Origin of the sequence: Chryseobacterium ginsenosidimutans (assembly GCF_039536845.1) — a bacterium.
GTDB classification, from domain to species: Bacteria; Bacteroidota; Bacteroidia; order Flavobacteriales; family Weeksellaceae; genus Chryseobacterium; species Chryseobacterium ginsenosidimutans_B.
The window spans coordinates 1361756-1378069 of the sequence record NZ_BAAAZJ010000003.1; the positions used below are offsets into that span (position 1 = coordinate 1361756).

The 16314-nt window shown below is 41.4% G+C and carries 23 protein-coding genes and 1 pseudogene; 14 read left to right on the forward strand and 10 right to left on the reverse strand.

The genetic code is table 11. The features are described 5' to 3' along the window. Positions 1-249: 249 nt before the first annotated feature. Complete coding sequence (locus ABD745_RS06430; RefSeq protein WP_344826913.1) at positions 250-837, reverse strand: Crp/Fnr family transcriptional regulator; 588 nt, start codon at positions 835-837, stop codon at positions 250-252. A 441-nt stretch (positions 838-1278) separates the two neighbouring features. Between ABD745_RS06430 and ABD745_RS06435 the strand changes: the two genes are divergently transcribed. The 5 genes from ABD745_RS06435 (at position 1279) to ABD745_RS06455 (ending at position 4081) form a co-directional block, all read left to right on the forward strand. Continuing rightward, positions 1279-1500, forward strand: a complete 222-nt coding sequence (locus ABD745_RS06435; RefSeq protein ID WP_344826916.1) for a (4Fe-4S)-binding protein — start codon at positions 1279-1281, stop codon at positions 1498-1500. Positions 1501-1618: 118 nt separating this feature from the next. Next, positions 1619-2344: an SDR family oxidoreductase gene (locus ABD745_RS06440; RefSeq protein ID WP_344826917.1), complete on the forward strand. Its 726-nt coding sequence runs from the start codon at positions 1619-1621 to the stop codon at positions 2342-2344. A 42-nt stretch (positions 2345-2386) separates the two neighbouring features. Beyond that, a complete protein-coding gene (locus tag ABD745_RS06445; RefSeq protein WP_344826920.1) occupies positions 2387-2545 on the forward strand; it encodes a VOC family protein in 159 nt (52 codons plus the stop codon). An 849-nt stretch (positions 2546-3394) separates the two neighbouring features. After that, on the forward strand, positions 3395-3658 hold the full coding sequence (locus ABD745_RS06450; protein WP_344827216.1) for an alpha/beta hydrolase: 264 nt from the start codon (positions 3395-3397) through the stop codon (positions 3656-3658). Between the two features lie 69 nt (positions 3659-3727). Beyond that, a complete protein-coding gene (locus ABD745_RS06455; RefSeq protein WP_344826923.1) occupies positions 3728-4081 on the forward strand; it encodes a nuclear transport factor 2 family protein in 354 nt (117 codons plus the stop codon). A gap of 206 nt (positions 4082-4287) precedes the next feature. Here ABD745_RS06455 and ABD745_RS06460 read toward each other — a convergent pair whose 3' ends face one another. Then, the gene (locus ABD745_RS06460) at positions 4288-4398 is read right to left on the reverse strand and encodes an SDR family oxidoreductase (RefSeq protein WP_344827219.1); all 111 of its coding nucleotides are present in this window, start codon (positions 4396-4398) and stop codon (positions 4288-4290) included. A gap of 78 nt (positions 4399-4476) precedes the next feature. On the opposite strand from ABD745_RS06460, the gene ABD745_RS06465 reads away from it, so the two are divergent. The 5 genes from ABD745_RS06465 (at position 4477) to ABD745_RS06485 (ending at position 8411) form a co-directional block, all read left to right on the forward strand. After that, entirely contained in the window at positions 4477-4857 is a 381-nt protein-coding gene (locus ABD745_RS06465; RefSeq protein ID WP_344826924.1) for a winged helix-turn-helix transcriptional regulator, read from the forward strand. 57 nt (positions 4858-4914) lie between these two features. Then, positions 4915-5775: a helix-turn-helix domain-containing protein gene (locus ABD745_RS06470; RefSeq protein WP_344826927.1), complete on the forward strand. Its 861-nt coding sequence runs from the start codon at positions 4915-4917 to the stop codon at positions 5773-5775. 92 nt (positions 5776-5867) lie between these two features. Next, positions 5868-6965 carry a zinc-binding dehydrogenase gene (locus ABD745_RS06475; protein ID WP_344826930.1) on the forward strand — a complete coding sequence of 366 codons (1098 nt, stop codon included), beginning with the start codon at positions 5868-5870 and terminating at the stop codon, positions 6963-6965. 11 nt (positions 6966-6976) lie between these two features. After that, on the forward strand, positions 6977-7459 hold the full coding sequence (locus tag ABD745_RS06480) for a DinB family protein (RefSeq protein ID WP_344826933.1): 483 nt from the start codon (positions 6977-6979) through the stop codon (positions 7457-7459). 22 nt (positions 7460-7481) lie between these two features. After that, entirely contained in the window at positions 7482-8411 is a 930-nt protein-coding gene (locus tag ABD745_RS06485; protein WP_344826936.1) for an oxidoreductase, read from the forward strand. A gap of 46 nt (positions 8412-8457) precedes the next feature. Here the strand turns inward: ABD745_RS06485 and ABD745_RS06490 are convergent, their stop codons facing one another. After that, a complete protein-coding gene (locus tag ABD745_RS06490) occupies positions 8458-8952 on the reverse strand; it encodes a nuclear transport factor 2 family protein (RefSeq protein ID WP_344826939.1) in 495 nt (164 codons plus the stop codon). Between the two features lie 88 nt (positions 8953-9040). Between ABD745_RS06490 and ABD745_RS06495 the strand changes: the two genes are divergently transcribed. Then, positions 9041-9418 carry a winged helix-turn-helix transcriptional regulator gene (locus ABD745_RS06495; RefSeq protein WP_344826942.1) on the forward strand — a complete coding sequence of 126 codons (378 nt, stop codon included), beginning with the start codon at positions 9041-9043 and terminating at the stop codon, positions 9416-9418. Here the strand turns inward: ABD745_RS06495 and ABD745_RS06500 are convergent. The 5 genes from ABD745_RS06500 to ABD745_RS06520 all read right to left on the reverse strand — a co-directional run bounded on the left by ABD745_RS06500 (position 9389) and on the right by ABD745_RS06520 (position 11971). Then, positions 9389-9958, reverse strand: a complete 570-nt coding sequence (locus ABD745_RS06500; RefSeq protein ID WP_344826945.1) for a TetR/AcrR family transcriptional regulator — start codon at positions 9956-9958, stop codon at positions 9389-9391. The genes ABD745_RS06495 and ABD745_RS06500 overlap by 30 nt on opposite strands. A 20-nt stretch (positions 9959-9978) precedes the next feature. Next, positions 9979-10377, reverse strand: coding sequence for a nuclear transport factor 2 family protein (locus tag ABD745_RS06505; protein WP_344826948.1), 399 nt, complete (start codon positions 10375-10377; stop codon positions 9979-9981). A gap of 356 nt (positions 10378-10733) precedes the next feature. Further along, a complete protein-coding gene (locus tag ABD745_RS06510; RefSeq protein WP_344827222.1) occupies positions 10734-10889 on the reverse strand; it encodes a hypothetical protein in 156 nt (51 codons plus the stop codon). Then, entirely contained in the window at positions 10849-11532 is a 684-nt protein-coding gene (locus tag ABD745_RS06515; protein WP_344826951.1) for a site-specific integrase, read from the reverse strand. The genes ABD745_RS06510 and ABD745_RS06515 overlap by 41 nt, the downstream gene beginning before the upstream one ends. 4 nt (positions 11533-11536) lie before the next feature. Continuing rightward, positions 11537-11971: an Arm DNA-binding domain-containing protein gene (locus ABD745_RS06520; RefSeq protein WP_344826953.1), complete on the reverse strand. Its 435-nt coding sequence runs from the start codon at positions 11969-11971 to the stop codon at positions 11537-11539. 318 nt (positions 11972-12289) lie between these two features. Between ABD745_RS06520 and ABD745_RS06525 the strand changes: the two are divergent. From ABD745_RS06525 to ABD745_RS06535, 3 genes and pseudogenes are all read left to right on the forward strand, one after another. Beyond that, positions 12290-12376 (forward strand): annotated as a pseudogene (locus tag ABD745_RS06525) (AraC family transcriptional regulator); the annotation flags it as partial. 43 nt (positions 12377-12419) lie between these two features. Next, the gene (locus ABD745_RS06530) at positions 12420-13274 is read left to right on the forward strand and encodes an AraC family transcriptional regulator (RefSeq protein WP_344826955.1); all 855 of its coding nucleotides are present in this window, start codon (positions 12420-12422) and stop codon (positions 13272-13274) included. A 63-nt stretch (positions 13275-13337) separates the two neighbouring features. Continuing rightward, positions 13338-14165: an NAD-dependent epimerase/dehydratase family protein gene (locus tag ABD745_RS06535; RefSeq protein ID WP_344826958.1), complete on the forward strand. Its 828-nt coding sequence runs from the start codon at positions 13338-13340 to the stop codon at positions 14163-14165. A 280-nt stretch (positions 14166-14445) separates the two neighbouring features. Here the strand turns inward: ABD745_RS06535 and ABD745_RS06540 are convergent, their stop codons facing one another. Together ABD745_RS06540 and ABD745_RS06545 are read right to left on the reverse strand one after the other, a co-directional pair. Next, entirely contained in the window at positions 14446-15273 is an 828-nt protein-coding gene (locus ABD745_RS06540) for an SDR family oxidoreductase (protein WP_344826960.1), read from the reverse strand. Between the two features lie 68 nt (positions 15274-15341). Beyond that, on the reverse strand, positions 15342-16256 hold the full coding sequence (locus tag ABD745_RS06545) for a helix-turn-helix domain-containing protein (protein WP_344826962.1): 915 nt from the start codon (positions 16254-16256) through the stop codon (positions 15342-15344). Between the last annotated feature and the right edge of the window lie 58 nt (positions 16257-16314).

The window sequence follows — 16314 nt, forward strand, 5'->3', positions numbered from 1 at the left end:
CAGATGATCAAGAAATACAAAAGGGCCTACTGCTTCAAGAAAGCGATTGGGAACTATCCTGTCAATTTTATAAGTTCCAATATCGGCTCGCTTGCCCTGCAATATTCTTGAAATGGGTGTGATTTTTTTCATAAACAATTATTGCTGAATTACCACACAAAATTCCAATAATTTTCTGGCAGGAATCGATGATATTAGACAACAAAAACCGTTGATGTATATCAATGCTTTTTATTGTGAGGACTTATTTTACTTTTTGATAGACTGGTTGCGAATTCTGCTAAGCGTTTCTTTGGTAACTCCCAGATATGAAGCGATAATGTGCTGTGGAAACCGTTGTAAGAAGTCAGGATATTTTCGCTGCAATTCCTCGTATCGATATTCCACAGAATAATTGATGGAGGAGTGCAATCTACTTTGCATAGCCATGTGATGGGCGTCATCGAGTTTTATTCGCAATTGGCAGAATGCGGGAATGGAGTTCACCTTGTCATACCAGCCATCTGCTTTTGGTAGCATCAACACGTGGGTTTCCTCCCACGCATCGATATTATATATCGATGGCGTTAGCTTGTGATAACTTTCCCTGTCCGAGGTCCACCAATTTTCTACCGCAAGGTTCAGCACGTGCTCACTCCCTTTATCATCTACTGTATATTGCCGGACGGCTCCTTTTACAATAAAAGAAATATACTTACATACATCACCTTCCTGTAACAGAAACTGCCTTTTTCTAAACTTTCTGGGAATAAACGCCTTACGCATCAACTCAATATGCTCCTCTGAGATTGGAGTTGCCGTTTGCTGATCAAGGTAATTTAAAAGCGCCGTAAACATATTGCAAAGATAACAAAACGGAATTAATATTCTTCTTAGCGAAGAAGGCCACACTAAATCTTTTGGTGTAAAAATATGGCTATTTGTTGATGTATGTCAATGTTTTTACTTATCAAAGATCATCGTCTCACAATTTTTGGTAGGCATATCTTTACGAAATAGGAAAACGAATGGATGTTGGTAAGAACGGGTGAAATAAAATGCCCAAAAGGGACCAGGACTTTTTATAGGTTGGGATAGTGTTTAATATAAAATTGAAAGAAATGGATATAAAGCAAAGCGATAATGATAAGAAGGGGATGTTTTACATAGAAGAACACCAAACAATAGTTGCGGGATGACTTATGTTTGGTCAGGGAACAAAATAATCATTGACCATACAGGTGTCAACGAAACGTTACAGCAGTATCAATGAAGTAATTTGGAAATAAATAAAAAATTATGGAAAAAGAGTATTCTAACGGCAAATTGACGATTATTTGGAAACCTGAGGTCTGTATCCATGCAGGCAACTGTGTTAAGCTATTGCCTAAAGTATATAACCCTAAGGCAGTACCTTGGGTAAAGGCAAACAATGCTACTTCCGAGCAATTGATTTCACAAATTGATCAATGTCCGTCGGGAGCGTTGAGCTATCAACTGAAGGAAAGCGGAAAAAAATAGACCTGCGCGTTATGTAGGGGAGTGCTTCTTATCATTTATGAGAATCGCTATAACTTTTAAAGTTGAGTATGGCGGGATGTTTTCCTAATGCATACAATAAAATAGTAAACCAAATAAAATGAACACAACAAACGAAATTTTGAAAGATAAACATGTAATGATTGTCGGGGGAAGCTCGGGTATTGGGCTTGCCACGGCAAAGCAGGCAAAGGCAGAAGGAGCAACAGTTACAATCATAGGCTTTAATCCCGATCAGACTGAACGGATAGCCAACGAAAATGGATTTGAATGGAAGGTTGCCGACGTTACAAAACAGGAAACGATCGAAGCCGCCTTATCGGAGGTTCAAAAGGTCGACCACCTGGTTCTTCTGGCGGGCACATTTGTTGCCGGAACCATCTTGGAGGCAGATATAGATTATCTGTATAAAGCTTTCGATGAACGGATTTGGGGAGGATTGTATGTCATCCGTTCACTTGGTGAAAAGCTCTCACCGGAAGCATCAGTTACTTTTACCTCAGGTGTGCTGGCAGACCGTCCCGGAGCGGGAACTGCAATATTAGCAGCCGCATCTTCTGCAGTAGAGTCTTTGGTTCGCGGTCTTGCCCTAGAACTCGCTCCACGTCGTGTGAACACGGTCTCACCTGGCACTACCGATTCGCCTCTTTTGTCCAAGTCTTTGGGGTCGGGCAAGGAAGCATTTATAAATTCGATGAGAGAAAAGCTTCCCTTAAAACGTGTGGCAACGACAGAACAGGTCGCATCGGCTATTTTATTTCTTATGACCAATGAAATAATGACAGGAGAAACTCTGCATGTGGACGGAGGACAAAGGCTCATTTAAACATTCCACAGTTTAGGTCCATTCAAATTAAATTCATATTTTATGCTTAAAAATATCAATATTAACCCTTTTTTTGCAGGACTGTTTCAAATCGGCTTTGTAACACGGGATATCGATAAAGCGGCTGATTTTCTAACCACCACAATGGGGACAGGAAAGTTTATGAAACTTCCCAAAGCGGAGATTAGTGAGCAGAGCTGAAAAGGCCAGCCGATCGATATTGTGGTCGATCTAACGTTTGGGCAGTGGGGAATTTAAATATTGAGCTTATACAGCCCATCGAGGGTGAAAGTTCTTACAGCGAAACACTTCAAACTTTCGACTGGATCGGTATCCACCATATCTGTTAAGGTATATCATACTGACGAAGTGTTTGCGGAGATGGCGGCAAAAAATATCCCAATGATCCAATCCGGAAGATTCGGGGACCACAGTACTTTCCATTATTTTGACACAAGGCCTTTTCTAGGCTATTATACGGAAGTACTTATACTTTGACGAAGGCACAGAAAACCTTTTTGATAAAATTGCGAGAAACGATTTTTAAAAATATAATAAAACCATTTTTTATGAGTAACACATATCAGAAGCGCCCTTTTAAAGGAGAAAATGACCCGTTGATATTTTCTGAGATCAGGGCTTTCTAAAAGATCTTAATAGTGGCTGAGGCGTACCATTGGAAACTTTAAGTCCGGCTGATGCGCGGCAGGTGCTGATTGGCGCCCAAAATTCGGTGGAAGTCAATTACAGTGGTATAATCGAATCTGAAAAAAAGATTTCACAAAATGGATACGAGGTTAATATCCACATCACTAAGCCGGAAGGCGTAAAGGATGGGCTCCGGTTTTTATATTTATCCACGGTGGCAGCTGGGTTTTGGGCGACTATCCAACCCACAGAAGATTGGTAAGGGACCTTTTGTAGCCGGTGACGAATGCTGATTTTGAAACAGAGTCGTATAACCTTTTTACCAATGGAAGATTTCTGACTAAAGGAATGATGGAATGGTTCTGAGATAGTTACCTTCCTGATAACGCGAAACGTAGTGATATCTATGCTTCTCCGCTACAGGCAAGTCTTGAAGAATTAAAGGGACTTCCCCAGGCTTTGATCCAGACAGCAGAAAATGATGTCTTACGTGATGAAGGAGAGGCTTATGCGAGAAAATTAAACGAGGCGGGAGTAGCTGTGACGCTGACAAGATATGCAGGCACTATTCACGATTATGGTCTCCTAAATCCAATTGCGAGTGTTCCTGCAATACAAACTGCTTTATTGCAGACCGGGGCATTTCTGAAGAATACACTTAAGTAAGTGCAAGTTTCATTTGACTACCGCTCCCTGTTAACTTAAGGGCATTTTTAACATAAAAAAATAATTACAATGGAAAATTTATTTGACCAACTACAAGAAATACACGTTGCCGCGTGGAATGAAAAAAACCAGAAAAAACGCGAAGAGCTTCTTGAAAAGATTTATGCAGATGATATTAAGATGTACGATAAGGACCTTATCCTTGATGGTTTGAAGGCCGTTTCTGATTTTATAGGAAAACTTATAACTGAGGATGCTTCGTATAAATTCTCAAAAGCAAAACCCATAGAGCCGCTTCAGAACGGTGCCCGGCTTTTTGGACAGATCCAGACCGGAATGGGAATGCTCAACAGTATGGATTTTTTCCTGACCGAGAACGGAAAAGTCAAATATCTGTATGCATTTATCGAGCCTGCCGTCTGAGAGGAGTAAAAAATATATGCAGAAATAATAAAGAGGTTATCCTATGAAAATGGATAACCTCTTTCAGCTTTTGTTCGCTAGTCCTGTGATGAACGTTGATCACCTAAAATCCAAATCAAATGCATGTCGTTATTTAAAATCATAATTCCGGAATATGTTGCTCTTGGATAGTACGCTGAGCTATCGTTATGCATTATTTCCTCCGTCTATGTTATAGTTGTCCCAGTAACAAATGATGCGTCAGGGCTGGCTAAAAAAGAAACCACACTAGCTATTTCTTCAGGTTTTCCATAACGGCATAGGGCAATCGAAGTCAGAAAAACAGGCAAAACCTCCTGCCTTTTCAGCGACAGTAGAACCTGCAAATAATTCGTCCACCATGTGAAATATATTTCGTGGCTGAAGTCAAAAGCAAAAAGGCGAAAGAAATTCTTTCCGAACCCCATAATCAGAAAGAGGAGGTTCAGGCACTTCAGGATGCTATCTATGTCATCGGCGGAAAATGGAAGCTGCCAATCATCAATTCCCTTTGCAACGGCAACAGGTGGTTCAGGGAAATTGAACGCAGTATTCCCGGTATCACTACCCGCATGCTTTCCAGAGAACTCAAAGAGATGGAGGCAAACCAGATTATTGTGCGGACAGTTATCCCCTCCAACCCCGTTTTGGTAGAATATACGGTGACAGACTATTGCTACTCATTTGGCGATATTATTTTGGAAATGATCAAGTGGGGCAAGCAGCATCGATGGAAACTGAAGACTGTTACCGACTAAGATTTATGACTTCCGGACTTCGCTACCTCAATTCTTCGATTTTTGTATCTTTGCATAATGGATACCCATCATATAAGAAACGAAATCAATGAGCAGTTGCCTGCATTTAAGGCTGCTTTCTATCAGTTTTCCGACGAGCCTTCGCAGGCGGACTACAGCCGTAGGGATTTTTATAAAATATGGCTGGTCAATCATTCAGGTACGTTAACGTTTCCAGAAAGATCAGTCCGGATTAGCGGTCCATCGCTTTTGTTTCTGCATCCATTATTACCCTATGCCTTTATGCCGGACGAAAAAGAGCGGTCAGGCTACTGGGCTATTTTTACGGAAGCTTTTTTAAGAACCGATGCCCGTGCTGAGAGATTTTCGTTACATAGTTTATTCCGCATGGAATCTCCCTCTATTTTAACTTTGCAGGATGAGGGCTATGCTACAGTCAGCTTCCTGTTCCAGCATATTGTTTCCACTTATCATTCGGGCTATACCTTAAAATACGAAAGCCTGAAAAGTTTTATTGACCTGCTGATGCATGAAGGATTAAAAATGCAGCCTGCGGAAATCAATGGCACAAAGCAGAATGCGGCATCCCGCATTGCAGGGCAATTTTTAGACACCCTTGAAAGACAATATCCTATAGCAACGCCCATGGAGCCGATAGTACTCAGAAAGCCCAAGGATTTTGCAGCTGTGCTGGCCATCCATGTCAACCACCTGAACGCCGTTGTTCAGGAAGTAACTGGTAAATCCACGCGGACCCACATTGCAGAACGGATGATCGCCGAAAGCAAGGCACTGCTTCATTTCTCCAACTGGAGCATTGCCGATATTGCCTATTGCCTTGGTTTTGAATACCCCAATCATTTCAATAATTTCTTTAAAAAACATACGGGGGCAACACCACTTTCCTTACGCAGGTAAAATCCTTTGATTTTTGTACAAATTACTTTGATACGGGCTGGTTCGCCACTGTGTCGCAAACTACCTTTGCCCTAACAAAAAGATTATTTGTTATGGAAAGTATTCAAAAAACAATGAAGGCCTGGCGGCTCGAAAAAATGGGCGGCAAACTGGAGTTAAAAGAGATTCCGATTCCTGAAGTACGTGCAGGAAGCGTACTGGTAAAAGTAGCCGTTTCTGGTTTGGTATCCTATCTAAAAAGTTATACGGAAGGGCAATTAGCCGTTTATAATCCGCCTCCCCATGAGTTTACAATGGGCAGTAATGCCATTGGCTATGTCGAAGCGGTTGGACAGGATGTATGGCATTTAAAACCAGGGCAGCGAGTGGTACTTTCCTCCCACATTACAGCACGCGAAAATGTTAAGAGCCCGATGATGATCCTTTTGGGGATTACTAAAAACGGTGACACAGCACTTCTAGCCCAATTGGATTGGCCCGATGGTACGCTGGCTCCTTATGTACTCGCTCCGGCAGAAACACTTACCCCACTGGACGGACTTGAGCAATATACAGATGTACAACTCTCTGCAGTGACCCGCTTTGTAGTGCCTTATGGCGGCCTGCTCAAAGGCCAGCTGGCAGCAGGTGAAACCATTGTCATCAATGGCGCAACAGGCTCGTTTGGTTCTGCGGCTGTCTTCCTTTCCGTAGCTATGGGGTCCTCCAAAATTATTATCACTGGCCGGAATAAAACAATGTTAGCTGAAGTAGCCCAAAAAGCAGGCCCACGCGTTGTGCCTGTTGTCTTAAAAGGAAATCCACAGGAAGATGCCCTGGCCATCAAAGACGCCTGTGGAGGCGGCGCGGATATGGCTTTCGATATGGTTGGTAATGCCAAAGACCCCAATTCGACGCTGGCCGCCCTTTTCAGCCTCGTGCCGGGCGGCCGCCTGATTATTATGGGAAGTATGGCGGTAGACCTGCCGGTCCCTTATACTTATGTGATGATCAATAGCTGGTCGATCATTGGCAATTTTATGTACCCCAAAGATGCCACCAGAAAAATGCTTGAACTGGTAAAAAGCGGGCAGCTGCCCATCGATGTCATAGAACCGCAGGTGTTCCGGATGGCAGAACTGCACCAGGCTATGGATGCCGCAGCCAGCGCAGGTAATCTTCAAAATATTATGATCGATTGTCAATCTTAAAATTAAATGCGATGCAAGCCAAATTAGAAAAAGAACTGGAACTTATCAGGTATGTAAGGCATAGTATTCTCGAAACGATAGCAGACCTTAGTACGGAACAGATGAACCTGGTACCCACCAATATGAAAAACAACCTGATCTGGAACGTGGGTCATCTGGTGTTTACCCAACAAATGTTATGTTACCAACTTGGTGGAATTACACCAACAATAGACATCCCTTATTTTGCGCAATTTTCGCCCGATACACATCCCGGCGCTTTTATCAACGACGCAGAAATTGAAAAAATCAAGGACGTATTTTCCGAAGCTTTTGAAAAGCTGGCAGATGATATAGTCTCAGGCAAGCTGGATCATTACACCGCATGGGATCTACCATCAGGTATTGCCATTGAAGGCATTGAAGATGCCATAGCAACCAATGCCATACACGAAGGCAGGCACTTTGGCGTCATCATATCCTTAACCAAGCTAGTCGCTAACCCAGCGGATTAAAGAACCATAAAAATTTCGAAACATGTTAATTAAAAACGAAAGTTGGACCCTTGCCGACATGCCTGGCCTTAGCGGGAAAACTGCTATTGTTACCGGTGCCAATACCGGAATTGGCTATGAAATTGCGCGGTCACTTTATGTGGCCGGGGCTGATGTTACCATTGCCGCAAGGGATGAAACAAAGACAATGGCTGCAATAGCACACATGTCGTCCGGGCAGGGTCGTGGCTCGCTAAAATATGCCGCACTTGACCTGGCAGACCTTGATTCGGTCAAACGGTTTTCGGAAGCTTTTTGTGACCATCACCCGGCACTGGATATCCTTGTCAACAATGCGGGTGTTATGTACCCACCTGCAACACGTACGCGGGAAGGGTTTGAATTGCAATTCGGGGTTAATTTTCTCGGCCATTTTGCCCTTTCAGCCCGGCTGTCCGCAATACTTTTTAAAACACCGGGCTCACGTATTGTAACAATGTCCAGCGGTGCTTATAAACGGGTAGAAAACATAGATTTCAGTAACCTTAAAATGGAAAAGGGTTACGATGCTGCTCAAGCATATGCTACCAGTAAGCTGGCAGACCTTGTTTTTGCACTGGAATTGGACAGGCAGATAAGAACCATGGGGTACCAGACTGCTTCCATTGCAGCCCATCCAGGGGTGAGCAGGACAAGCCTCCAACGACATATTGACCCAAAGGAACTGGATGAGCGGATGTTAGCATTTGGGGAGACTATGCCTCCCGCACAGGCGGCTTTGCCGGCACTCTATGCCGCCACATCGCCTGGGGCGACCGGCGGGGCATATTATGGCCCTGATGGTGAGCACGAATACTCAGGCTATCCGGCCCCTGCCTTGATCACAGAAACAGCAAAGTCAACGCAGCTCGCTGCGCAGTTATGGGAACTGGCAGAAGAAGCTACCGGCTTATCTTTTTATAATAAACATTAAAATGGCAATGCAAAGGCCTAACGGTGCTATGCACTGCCATTTTTTATCAGGACGGAAGTGGTAGGGTCTGCAGTAAATCCATAAAGTGGATTTCTAGTTTGCGGTAACTGATGCGCCAGCCATAGGCTGTCTTCACCAGCTCATCCGTAAAGGCGCCTGCAACATACAACGAAGGCATTATTTTACCATCTGTGAGCTTACCTTTATGGGTGGCCCAAAGATCGGTACGTGCGCTCGCTTTTTTGCCTTCAATTTTTACAACAGGATTTCCGGCCAGATGCTGCCAGTTGGAAAAGCTGCTCATATTTCCCACGGTATGTTTATCACCACGCATAATAACAGCCATGTGCTCATAAGATGTGGGCGGATTACCAGCGGCACTGTAATCCAAAACTGCGTCCTTGGTAAAGACATCCTTCCATATTTCAAGGATATTAGGGTCATCGCCCTGATGGAGGTCCTGACCAAAAGAATAACGAGTGATTACATCCTGGATCTCGAAACGGTCCACGGCATACTGAACTTTTTCTTCTATGCTCATATCGATATTTAATTTCTACAAAGATGCGACATAGAAGATCACTACTGAGGTTTGATATACTTTTATATACTAATTTTGTAAGATGGAAATGAAATGTGAAAAAATATATTCTGATACGGAAATGCGTCTTTTGCAAGATGCGCTCTATGTTCTGAACGGCAAATGGAAACTTTATATTGTACGCGCCATGGCAGAGGGGAATAACCGTTTTTCCGACCTTAAAAATACACTGAAAAGCATTACACCCCGTATGCTTAGCAAGGAATTGAAGGAGCTGGAAGTAAACCATATCATTACTAAAGTTGTCCATGAGGAAGATTATCCTTCATGGACTGAATACCGGTTTACCGATTACAGCAAGGCATTGGCTCCAGTTATGGACAATTTGATCACTTGGGCCGCGTCACACCGGCAGGAACTTTTTCCGGCAAATAGCTTAACTGTGGACAGCAATCATTTCCCATAACATTAAAAATGACTCAGCAATAATTTTAGACTGTTTTTCTAAGTCAGCAGGATTTTCGGCAAGATATTGATGGATGCTGAAGGTATGTCCCCTCACCAGTGCAAAAATAAGTTGCGGGTCGATGTTTTTTAAAGTACCTTCTTTTACACCTCTTTTAAGGATGGTAAGGAAAGGTGCGATATGTAAGTCAATTTCTTTGGCTGCCACCTGATTCAGATATGGGGAATTACTGAACTGCACGGTAAAACTGAATTCAATCGGATTGTTCAGTGCCCAAAATAAAGGGGTCTTAAAATATCCCTCAATGAGCTTTTTTATAGATGTTTCACCTTCAATATCGTCCATGATAGCAGCTGTCATTTTTCCCTTAATATCAACATAGAGAGAAGTGACCAGCTCATCCTTGGTTGAAAAAAAATAAAATAGCGTGCCACTGGAGAGTCCTGCCTCCTTTGCGATTTTTGCAGTTGGCGTACCATGAAAACCAAACTCTACAAATAGTTTCAGGGCAGTATCCAACAAATGCTGTTTTTTATCCATGGGGGATGTATTATTATAATCTAGGTAAGTGTCCCGCAAAATAATTCATTGACCATTATCGTATCAAGAAATTCTTTTTGCTCTGTGATCAGACCGTTTTCAACTGTTATTAAAAAAACAATTTGGTTATCATAAATACGACCATCAATTCTTTTTGCATAATTTCGGATCTGTACTACCGCCTTATTCCCTTCTACGATAATGGAATTAATCGAAATTTTCAATCCATCAGGAAAGCGCTCCCTGATAATTTCGAAAATCTGAGCCATGCGCTGCTCATCCTGAAAACCTCCGAAAGGCCAGGATCCCTCACCGCTTATCCAACGTACATAGGATGGTGACTGGTACTTTGAAATTTCTTCAAACCGCCCATTGATGATTGCATCAAAATATTTTTCAACTAGTTCTTTTGTTGACATAAGTATAAATTTTAGTGACTGACTAAACAGTCACAAAGATAAAAAAATTATTTGAAATGCTTGTAAATATGACAGGATTAGTTGATCAGGGATGAATGTCCGCCTCACATATACGTAACATTGTAACTTACCATAAGTTTATTACTGAATTGGTATTTGGTTATATCGAATATTTCCCGACGTGGCATCCAACGAATGGAAGCAAATTTAAGTTTCTGTTTAAAGAAAGTAAAAAATCACCGGATTAAATATAATTCCATAGTATGAAGATCCAATACATAAAAAATCCGAAGATACGATCTTCGGATTTTTTATGTATTGTAAGTTAGATTTTTGTGTCAGCTCAGCTATTTGTTTTAGCTTTGTGGTATATTAATTTTGCCTTCGCCGTCTTGGTTGAGTTTATGTTGTAACTGATCCATGTCGCTTGTTACCCTTGTGTCTAAAAGTTTAGCGTAATGTTGGGTAGTCTTAATATTGCTGTGACCAAGCATTTTTGAGACCGTTTCGATTGGGACATTGTTTACAAGTGTTACCGTTGTTGCAAACGTGTGGCGTGCCTTGTGAAAAAGTTATCTCCTTATTTATTTGACAGATATCGGCAATTTCCTTCAGATAGCTGTTCATATTTTTATTACTCAGAACTGGAAGTGCCAGTCCTTTAGCCGAGGATGGCGGATAATCAGCATATTTATTAATAATTTTTAATGCATTTGGAAGCAATGGGATATTCGAATTAATTTCTGTTTTTTCCCTGCTAGTTAAGACCCATAACTTGCCATCGGTACCTTTGGTAATATCGCAGGTGTGTAATTGTTTAACATCAATGTATGATAGCCCCGTATAACAGCAAAATATGAAGATATCCCTGACGTGCTCAATCCTTTTAATTGTAAGTGGCTTATTTTCAATTTTTGCAAGTTCTTCTTTTGTAAGAAACTCCATTTCCTTTGGTTTTGCTACTATTTTGTAGAAAGCAAACGGATTATCCTTAATCCATTTGTGAGCTAGACAGTGGTTAATTATTTTTCTAAAATGTTTAATTGACTTGGCTGCTGTCACTGCTGAATTTTTTAAATCAGATCTAAGATAAAATTCGTAATTCTCAATGAAGGAGAGGTCGATTTTAGCGATATCAGTGTCTTTGAAATTCATTTTTTTAATTAAAAACCTCGTTAAATGTCCTATATCCTTTAAGAGTGTTAGGCTTGTAGCCATTTCCGATTAGTGCTTTCATTTTTTTATTATGCTCAGAAAACTCTACAAGAAGGAAGTGTTTCGTGATGTCTTTGCCTTGAAATCTTTTTTTTAAACTTTCAGCAGTAACATCCACTCCTTCCTTGAGGAATTGCAAATGAATATCTGCAATTTTGTGTTCTAATGTTTCCAAATAATTGTTGAGCAACTTACTTTCTTCTCTAGTTCCGGATACTCTGTTTGCTTTTGAGTTCCATTTCGACGGATCACAATCTCTCCCTGTTGATATTTCGCATGGGAGGCCATCGACAATGATACGCATGTAAATTGGTTTCGGACCGCTGATGTAGTTTTTTGGTTTTTTCAGATAAAATAGAATCGAATAATTTGTACACATAATAATTGTATTAGGTTAAACAAAATTAGCATGGCAGTTAAAACAGAACAAGATGTTGAAAACCTCTGAAAAGACAAAACCTGGCTAATCGTATAATTTTCAGTGTTTTAGTAATTCAATTAAGACGAAATGTAGTCCGTAGGGGAATCACACCCCTCTTCCCAAAAAGTCTAAACTATAATGAAGTAAAATAGTAGAGTAGTAGCGATCCTAAGAATGATATAAAGTGTTAGTCGGTGGTTGGTGCGCAGGCGTCAGCAGCAGGGTTACATTCTTGTGTAAAATCAGGGTAGGAAACCTTCTGATGTTTATCTTGAACTCGGTTTTGAATCCTTGTCCCACTTTTCTGTGGCGTTTAAAAAAGAGTTTGGAATAACTCTAACTTCACTTTTAACACATAAATAAAGACTAATTGGTTAACTTTGCTTAATAAGGATTATTAAGAATTATGCGCAGAAACACCTTTCCCGAAAACCTGAGCCAGAACAAAGGTCTTCCTATACGTATCGTTACACCGGAGTTTGGCCGTATATCACCGGAGTCGGCAGTTCAATACGGTTCTGCTGAGCGGCTGCCTTACTATTTCTTTCTTTTCGTGCTGCACGGGAACAGTCGTGAGGTTATTGATGGAGAAACGATCGAGGTAGGTGAAAATGAGCTATTTTTTGCCTTGCCACATCAGATCAGGCAACTGGCTTCAGGCGGTCATGACGCCGACTATTATAAATTGGGGTTTGACGATGAGTGCCTGTCCCGGTTGCCAAAAAACTTTCCCTTTTTGCTTAACCCCCTGAACCGGCAAAAAATCGGTTTATCACCCGATGTGGCATTAAGGATTTGGAATACTTTTAAAATCTTAAATGAACTGTTGCGTACTGCCGATACCGATCCGGAACTAATCCTGGCTTACCTGAACAGCCTGCTTACGGAAATAAACACCGCCTATTTTGCACTGCATAAAAAGCACGCAAGAGGAAGTTTGGATACATTTTTAGGGTTCAAGCTATTTGTAGAAGATCATCTCACTGATCAGCCTGCCATAACGGAGATTGCAGAAAAGCTGGCCGTAAGCACAGATTGCTTGTACAGGGTCGTGAAACAGCAGTCGGGCTTTTCACCTAAAGAATTCATCACCGACCGCTTGATCACCGAAGCAAGACGCAGAATATATTATAACCAAAATACTTCGGTAAAAGAACTGGCCTTTGAGCTCGGCTTTAACGACCCCGGGTATTTTTCGCGTCTATTTAAAAAAGTAACAGGCAAAACGGTAGTTGGCTTTTATCAGGATTTGTCTTTGTAAAAGCGGTTTTTGTCCGACCTTTATTATTGCATTACTCTCACCTTTGTCTAAAATAATATAATTATGGACAGACCATTTGGTAAAATATTGGTAACCGGGGCGACTGGTTTAGTGGGCTCAAGACTTTTGCCCCGCCTTGTTGAAGCAGGATATAATTGTACTGCACTGGTACGTGGTAAAGCGGTCGCTTCCGGAGTAGCAGCTCTAGAGGGCGACTTGTTTGATGCGGCATCTCTGGCAGAAGCGGTGAAAGATGCAGTAGCCATCATTCACCTGGCAGCCGTGTTCCGCTCACCGGACACAGACCTGATCTGGAAAAGTAACTTGGAGGGCACGCGCAACCTTATTGTTGCTGTAAAAAGCAATGCCCCTGATGCCCGCTTCATTTTTGCAAGTACCAGCCACGTTTATGATATGAACAATCCGCACCCCGGCCGGGAGGACGATGCGCTTAACCCGAAGCATGCCTATCCGGCCAGTAAAGTTGCCGCGGAAGAGGAGTTACGTGAAAGCGGGCTGAACTGGTCAGTTCTCCGCTTTCCATTTGTTTACGGGGATGGTGACGGCCACCTGGAAGAATTGCCTAAACATGTAGTTGCTGCCAACTTTCATCCGGCGATGCGTATGAGCACCATCCATCATCGGGATATTTATACTGCTATCACGATGGCTTTGCAGGGAATTATGGATGGCCGGGTGGTCAATATCGCTGATGAGGCTCCAACGACATTATACGAACTGTTGCAACTTGTTGGGAAGCCCATGAGCCCGTCAGCAGAACCGCTTACAAACCCATGGTACCTGCATGCCGATGCATCCCTGGCCCGCAGTTTGGGCTTTCAGGCTTCAGTGCGAACAGTCCATCAGGCGGCGCAGGAAAATCTGCTTTGACAAGAGTAGTATTTCAGCCCCTGAAATATTTCAGGGGCTTTAAATGCTTGTCGACACACCTCATTTTTTACCATATGGTAAATGTTGTTCTGTTGGTATTTTCCAGGAAACGCTATAAAAAAATTCAACAATAGTACACTATACTAAATTTATGTTATAGATGGGATGACAAAGGAGGATTTCATTGCAAAGGCATTAACGGATCACTATAAAAAAATCAGACCTCGATCTGATTTTTTATTAAGTATTGGTTAAAAAATATTTAAATCCTTTTATAAGACTATGACTTTATTTCACTTGCTAATGCAATCTCTTTTTGTGCATCAAGAGCCTCTAACCTGGAAACTAAAGAAGCTCTTATATCACGATAAGCATCACCTCCCAGGGTAAGTCTTAATGATGGCTTGTTAGTATCAATATAATGTATAATTGCTTGAACACTTATATCAACATCATTATTAATAGGGAATGTATTTGATTCAATAGCCCTTCTCACATCCCCGGCAGGCGTTTTATTGTAATCCTCTATGATCGGGGCTGTTTGCAAGTTAGACCCAAAAGAAGTAGAATGCGCACCTGGCTCCACAATTGTAACATCAATATTGAATGGTAAAAGTTCCTGTGCGATAGTTTCACAAAATCCTTCAACAGCCCATTTGGTTAAATGGTAGTAACTAAAGTTGGGATATGTAGTTTGACCTCCTGCCGAGGAAAGCTGTAAGATTTTTCCGTGGCCTTGTGCTCTTAGATGTGGTAAGGCTGCTCTGATCACTTGCACCGAGCCGATAATATTCGTTCGGATCTGATGATCGATCTGTTCATCAGTAGCCTCCTCAACCGAGCAGAACAATCCATATCCCGCATTATTGACAATAACATCAATAGTCCCCGCATCGCTAAATGCCTTATCTACAACTTTTTTTATCTGATCGACATTTGTCACATCGAGTATTGAGACCGATAAAGTATCGGGATACTTTGTTCTTAAATCTTCGAGAGCATTTTTAGTGCGTACCGTAGCAATGACTTTATCACCTTTCGCCAGAAGCTTTTCAGTTAGAACTTTACCAAGTCCGGTCGATGTGCCGGTTATAAACCAAGTTTTCATATGTATTATATTAAAATTTACAATACAAATTTAGCAGCTGATCACAAGGAATATAGACCTATTTCAAACTAAAAATGACCATTATCAATCAATGAACGGAAGAGTGTAGGCGTTTGCCCGGTAAGTGTTCGAAATGTTCTTGTAAAATGGGTAGGTTCCTCAAATCCAAGGCTAAGACTTATCTCCGAAATGCTCAAATTTGAATGTGCTAATAAAGCTCTTGCTTCCTGAATGATTCTTTCATTGATTAACTGTGTTGTAGTTTTTCCGGTGACCTCTTTCAGTGCTCTGTTAAGAGAATTGGTGTGTACGGCTAGTTTGTCGGAAAATTGTTTCGGAGTGCATAATGTCATAATGTTATTGGGATAAACAATAGGAAACTGGCTTGCCAATAATCTTTTAAAGGACTGAGCCAATTGTGAAGCCGCCGATTGACTTCGATTATGGATATTAGGCTGCAATTTTAGTGCGGCATGGATACACTCTAAGACGTAGAGGAATAGTAAATCATACTTATTAACATAGCTGGAAGACTGTTCTTCAAACATTTTTTCAAAAATGACTTTAAAGTGTGCAACCTCTTCATCATTCAATTTGAATACAGATTGGCCCTCATTCTTAAATACGATTAAATCTGCAGGACGTAGAAAAGTATGTAATGGCAGAAAGTCTTCAGTAAACATGCAGGCATAGCCATTACAGACTCCATCGTGAACTTCCCATCGGTAAGGGACTTCACAATTAGTAAATACTAAGGACCATTCATCTTTTTTATTTTTATATTCCATCCCTTGGTAAAAATACGAGGCATCACCGGTGATCAGCGATATTTTATAAAAATCCCTCCTGCTATATTTGCTAGTTGCATCAAGACTCTCTTTAGAAAATTCTCCTAAATTGGCAACTGTAAAAAATCCTCCTGAAGGATCTTTCACCTCCGCAATTTGTGGAGCATAAACATCAATGGAATGCGTATCAATCATTTAACAAAAATAATAAATATGGTACAGAAATATAGTTAAAGAATAGTATATAATGTAA

What these genes read in the sequence shown, in the direction of transcription:
- ABD745_RS06430 (WP_344826913.1), bottom strand. Translation starts at nt 837, where the DNA reads ATGTTTACGGCGCTTTTAAATTACCTTGATCAGCAAACGGCAACTCCA.
- ABD745_RS06435 (WP_344826916.1), top strand. Translation starts at nt 1,279, where the DNA reads ATGGAAAAAGAGTATTCTAACGGCAAATTGACGATTATTTGGAAACCT.
- ABD745_RS06440 (WP_344826917.1), top strand. Translation starts at nt 1,619, where the DNA reads ATGAACACAACAAACGAAATTTTGAAAGATAAACATGTAATGATTGTC.
- ABD745_RS06445 (WP_344826920.1), top strand. Translation starts at nt 2,387, where the DNA reads ATGCTTAAAAATATCAATATTAACCCTTTTTTTGCAGGACTGTTTCAA.
- ABD745_RS06455 (WP_344826923.1), top strand. Translation starts at nt 3,728, where the DNA reads ATGGAAAATTTATTTGACCAACTACAAGAAATACACGTTGCCGCGTGG.
- ABD745_RS06470 (WP_344826927.1), top strand. Translation starts at nt 4,915, where the DNA reads ATGGATACCCATCATATAAGAAACGAAATCAATGAGCAGTTGCCTGCA.
- ABD745_RS06475 (WP_344826930.1), top strand. Translation starts at nt 5,868, where the DNA reads ATGGAAAGTATTCAAAAAACAATGAAGGCCTGGCGGCTCGAAAAAATG.
- ABD745_RS06480 (WP_344826933.1), top strand. Translation starts at nt 6,977, where the DNA reads ATGCAAGCCAAATTAGAAAAAGAACTGGAACTTATCAGGTATGTAAGG.
- ABD745_RS06485 (WP_344826936.1), top strand. Translation starts at nt 7,482, where the DNA reads ATGTTAATTAAAAACGAAAGTTGGACCCTTGCCGACATGCCTGGCCTT.
- ABD745_RS06490 (WP_344826939.1), bottom strand. Translation starts at nt 8,952, where the DNA reads ATGAGCATAGAAGAAAAAGTTCAGTATGCCGTGGACCGTTTCGAGATC.
- ABD745_RS06495 (WP_344826942.1), top strand. Translation starts at nt 9,041, where the DNA reads ATGAAATGTGAAAAAATATATTCTGATACGGAAATGCGTCTTTTGCAA.
- ABD745_RS06500 (WP_344826945.1), bottom strand. Translation starts at nt 9,958, where the DNA reads ATGGATAAAAAACAGCATTTGTTGGATACTGCCCTGAAACTATTTGTA.
- ABD745_RS06505 (WP_344826948.1), bottom strand. Translation starts at nt 10,377, where the DNA reads ATGTCAACAAAAGAACTAGTTGAAAAATATTTTGATGCAATCATCAAT.
- ABD745_RS06515 (WP_344826951.1), bottom strand. Translation starts at nt 11,532, where the DNA reads ATGAATTTCAAAGACACTGATATCGCTAAAATCGACCTCTCCTTCATT.
- ABD745_RS06520 (WP_344826953.1), bottom strand. Translation starts at nt 11,971, where the DNA reads ATGTGTACAAATTATTCGATTCTATTTTATCTGAAAAAACCAAAAAAC.
- ABD745_RS06530 (WP_344826955.1), top strand. Translation starts at nt 12,420, where the DNA reads ATGCGCAGAAACACCTTTCCCGAAAACCTGAGCCAGAACAAAGGTCTT.
- ABD745_RS06535 (WP_344826958.1), top strand. Translation starts at nt 13,338, where the DNA reads ATGGACAGACCATTTGGTAAAATATTGGTAACCGGGGCGACTGGTTTA.
- ABD745_RS06540 (WP_344826960.1), bottom strand. Translation starts at nt 15,273, where the DNA reads ATGAAAACTTGGTTTATAACCGGCACATCGACCGGACTTGGTAAAGTT.
- ABD745_RS06545 (WP_344826962.1), bottom strand. Translation starts at nt 16,256, where the DNA reads ATGATTGATACGCATTCCATTGATGTTTATGCTCCACAAATTGCGGAG.